Annotated in this window: 1 pseudogene; it reads left to right on the forward strand. The window is 72.9% G+C overall.

The features are described 5' to 3' along the window. Positions 1-579 (forward strand): annotated as a pseudogene (locus IY392_RS18795) (serine/threonine protein phosphatase); the annotation flags it as partial.

A 579-nucleotide genomic window follows, 5' to 3' on the forward strand; every position in this document is an offset into this window, starting at 1 on the left:
CTCCCGTGCCCAGGTCGCCTCCCAGAACGGCACGGGAGGCGCCGAGGACACGGCCGACGAGGGGGCGCCGGCCGGGAACACGGAGCAGCGAGCCGCGGACGAGCCGGAACCCGCCGCCCCCCGCGGCACCCGCTGGCGTTTCGCGATGAGCGTCGTCGGGGTGATCGTGCTGATCGCGGGACTCGTCGGGGTCTCCGCGCTGCTCGTGCGGAGCAACTACTTCGTCGCCGAGGAGGACAGCCAGGTGGTGGTGAAGCGCGGCATCTCGGGCGAGGTCTTCGGCATCTCCCTCGCCTCCGTGAGCCAGAAGGCCTGTCTGACCGAGGACGACGAGCTCACCCTTCACGACGCCGGGACGCTCCCGTCGCCCTGCAACGTCTTCGCCATCGGCGATCTGAGCGAGCCGGCCCGCGAATCGGTGCGAGCGGGAATGCCGTCGGGCAGCCTCGCGGACGCCAGGGCCCAGATCTTCCGACTCGCCGAGGACAACCTGCTGCCGCCGTGTGCACCCCGGCGCGACGGGGGCAGGAGCGAGGAGCCGGCGGAGGCCACCACCTCGCCGTCGGCGCCCACCACGTC

Origin of the sequence: Dietzia sp. SYD-A1, assembly GCF_015356725.1 — a bacterium.
Lineage (GTDB): Bacteria > Actinomycetota > Actinomycetes > Mycobacteriales > Mycobacteriaceae > Dietzia.